This is a genomic window from Promineifilum sp. (SeqCode), assembly GCF_041918635.1.
Classification (GTDB): Bacteria; Chloroflexota; Anaerolineae; order Promineifilales; family Promineifilaceae; genus Promineifilum.
On the sequence record NZ_JAYRVJ010000255.1, the window covers coordinates 1 to 3,112 of the forward strand.

The window sequence follows — 3,112 nt, forward strand, 5'->3', positions numbered from 1 at the left end:
ACCTCATAGCCATCCGTCTCGCTGACGGAGCCGAGATAGCGGTTAAAGGAGAACTCCTCGCCGGGAGCCACGACAACGCCGTAGAAGTTGGCCGCGGCGCGGGCAATGTTGTGCTTGCGCGCGTCGGATGAACCGTAGAACCAGGTCGTCGTCTCGGTGATCAATTCGGTGATGCCCAGTTCGGCCGCCGTCGCCCCGGAGTGGGCCAGCGGCGTGATCTCCTTGATGATGAGCGGCACGGCGTGGTTGTCGCTATTGATCTGGGCCACGAAGCGGGCCAGAGTGGCGTCCACGTCCAGCTCGCGGCCGTTGGTATGCGGCGCGACGAGCACCAGCTCGCGTGTGTCGTCGTTGAAGTAGTAGCGGGCGTTGACCGGGTCGCGGTAGACCTGCGCACCGAATTGGGACAACCAGTTGCGGGCGGCGTTCTCATCCACCCGGACAAGGTGCTCAATGTGGCCGTCGGGTTGCTGCACCTGCTCGACGCGGATCCACTTCGTCAACTCCTCGACCGGCAGTGTGACGCCGCTCAGGTCGAGGTCTTCCAGCGGCTCCTGGAAGTAGAAGTTGACCGGCGCGGCCAGAATGCGCTCCAGGCGCTCGGCCGTCTGCGGCGCGTCGTAGACCGGGGGATAAACGTCGTGGACGAGCAGTTCGACGCGCGCGCCAGACTGGGCGCGGATCGGCTGCAAGAGTTGCTCGCGCAGATAGGCGCGATCCAGATGGCGGCCGATTTGCCCCGGCGTGTAGGCCGGCAGCCCGCTCTCGCCCGTCTGCCACGTGGCGCTGACGGCGTTACGCTCAATGGCCGCCGCCGTCTCGCCCAGGGCGCGGTCGAGTTGGGCCTCGTCGAAGATGACGATGGGGGCCAGTGGCCGGCCGTAATACCAGCTTTGGAAGGTATCCTGCAAGCGGCGCAGCGGCCCGCCGGAGCGGCCGACGTCAAAGGCGGCCTGGGCCGTGGCGGCCACGTCCGTCTGGATGCCGAGTTGCGCCGGGGCGAAGTCCCACTCCTGGCCGGAGCCGGGATCGACCAGCGTGACGGCCGACGCGCCAGTCTGGGCCGCGCCGGCCAGGGCTGCCTGGGCCTCTTCCACCGTCAGGCCGCCGAGGTCGACGCCGCCGATGGTGACGCCGGTATAGATGCGGCCGCTGTGCTGGGCGCGGTAGAGCGACATGGCGACCGCCAGGATGACCACCACCAGCGTCAGACCGACGACCGGGGGGATCAGGAAGTAGCCGAGGTTACGAGCGCCCGCGGGGCGAGCCGATTGGGTGCGAGGTGATAATGCCTGCATAATGTGTTTTGTTGCGTTCCACAAGGAACCCGCCGCATTCTACCACGCCCAGCGAAAGAATCCGCAGATTTCACAGATTTCACAGATTTCAAGAAGCTCACGCCAAGAACGCCAAGAGCACAAAAAGATACTCTTCCTTGGCATTCTTGGCGTTCTTCGCGCTCTTTGCGTGAGCCTCTTCTCTTCAATCTGTGTCATCTGTCTGTGTCATCTGTGAAATCTGTGGATTCTCTCTTAGCCCAGACCAACTCATACTCCACCTGCCACGGCTGGCTGCGCACGTCTATCAGGCCCAGGCCGGTCAGCAGCGCCTCGAACGAGTCGCGGTCGCGGCAGCGGCCGAGGAAGTAGGGCGCTTCCGGCCCCTGGCGGCGGGTGACGAGCAGCACACCGCCCGGCCGCAGCACGCGCGCCATCTCGCCCAGCGCCGCCGCGTCGTCGGGCAGGAACTCCAGCGCCTCCAGGCAGGTGACGGCGGCGAAAGCGGCGTCGGCGAAGGGCAACGCCTGGGCCGACTGGCGGACGAGCGCGGCGCGCTGGCCGAAGGGGGCCAGCTTGGCGCGGGCCTGGGCCAGCATGCCGGCCGAGGCGTCAAGGCCGACGACGCGGCCGTCGAATCCCGGCTCGTTCAACAGAAAGAAGGGCAGCCGGCCCGTGCCCGTCGCCACGTCGAGCACCAGCGCGTTAGAAACCGAGTTTCTTCCGAGAAACCCGGTTTCTGATCGCAGTCGCCGCAGCAGCGGCCAGGTGACGAAGGCGCTCTCCGTGTCGGGGTCGAACTGCTTGAGCGCGTCGTAGCGCCCCGCCGCCAGGTCGTAGAGCCAGACGACGATCCGCCGCCCCAGGAAGATGCCCTCGGTGCGGATGAGCAGCCAGTGCAGCAGCCAGCCCAGGGCGACCAGCAAGAGCAGGAGGAGCAGGACAGCGGGCAGCCAGGACATGGATGGCCCGGCGGCTCAGGCGGCCGCGCCCCACGCCCGCCGCAGCAGCTCGACCCAGTTCAGCCCCATGATGCCCGCCACGTCGGGCTCGGCATAGCCGCGCTCGCGCAGACCGGCGGCGATGAGCGGCAGATCGCCGATACTATCCAGCGGGTCGGGGATGTCGGCCTGGCCGAAGCCGCCATCAAGGTCGCTGCCGATGCCGGCGTGGCGCGCGTCGCCGATGACCTGGCAGACGTGGTCGATGTGGGCCACCAGTTGGGCCACTGGCACGCTCTCCTTCCGGCCGCGCACGTAGGGGGATTTCAGGAAGCCGTTGAACAGCACCGCGCCGATCATGCCGTCTCGCTCGCCGATCAGGCGGATCTGCCGGTCGCTGAGCTGCCGCTCGGTGGGCACGAGGCTGCGGGCGTTGGCGTGCGTGGCGACGACGTAGCCACCATAGGCGTCGAGCGATTGGAGCGACCCCACTTCACTCATGTGGGTCACGTCGAGGATCATGCCCAGGTCGGCCATGGCCTCCAGCAGCGCGTAGCCATCCTTGGATAACCCCTGCTTGCTGTCGCGCCACGCCCCGGCGCAGTAGCGTGTGTCGTCCCAGGCCGGGCCGATCAGCCGCACGCCACGCTCGCGCCACCACTCGACCTCTTCCGGAACGCGGATGGGGTCAGCTCCCTCCATGAGCAGGACGAGGCCGATGAGCGGCTGCCCGCCCGGCGCGTGGCTCCGCACCACTTCGTCCAGGCCGGCCGCGTCCGTCACCAGGCGCAGGTCGTCCGTCTCGTCGATGAGGCGGCGGTAGTAGTCGATCTGTTGCAGGCCCAGGATGTGGGCCTGTTCGGCCGTGTCGTAGGTCATCTCGTTCGGCTCGCG

The 3,112-nt window shown here is 67.5% G+C and carries 3 protein-coding genes; all 3 read right to left on the bottom strand.

The annotated features are described in order from the left end of the window. Positions 1–1,298 (bottom strand): peptidoglycan binding domain-containing protein (locus ACE3UY_RS08600; protein WP_374687131.1); only part of this gene is annotated, 1,298 nt, incomplete at its 3' end. Between the two features lie 194 nt (positions 1,299–1,492). Next, positions 1,493–2,239, bottom strand: a complete 747-nt coding sequence (locus ACE3UY_RS08605) for a class I SAM-dependent methyltransferase (RefSeq protein ID WP_374687132.1) — start codon at positions 2,237–2,239, stop codon at positions 1,493–1,495. 15 nt (positions 2,240–2,254) lie between these two features. Continuing rightward, the coding region (locus ACE3UY_RS08610; RefSeq protein WP_374687133.1) for a dipeptidase at positions 2,255–3,112 on the bottom strand (858 nt) is incomplete at its 5' end.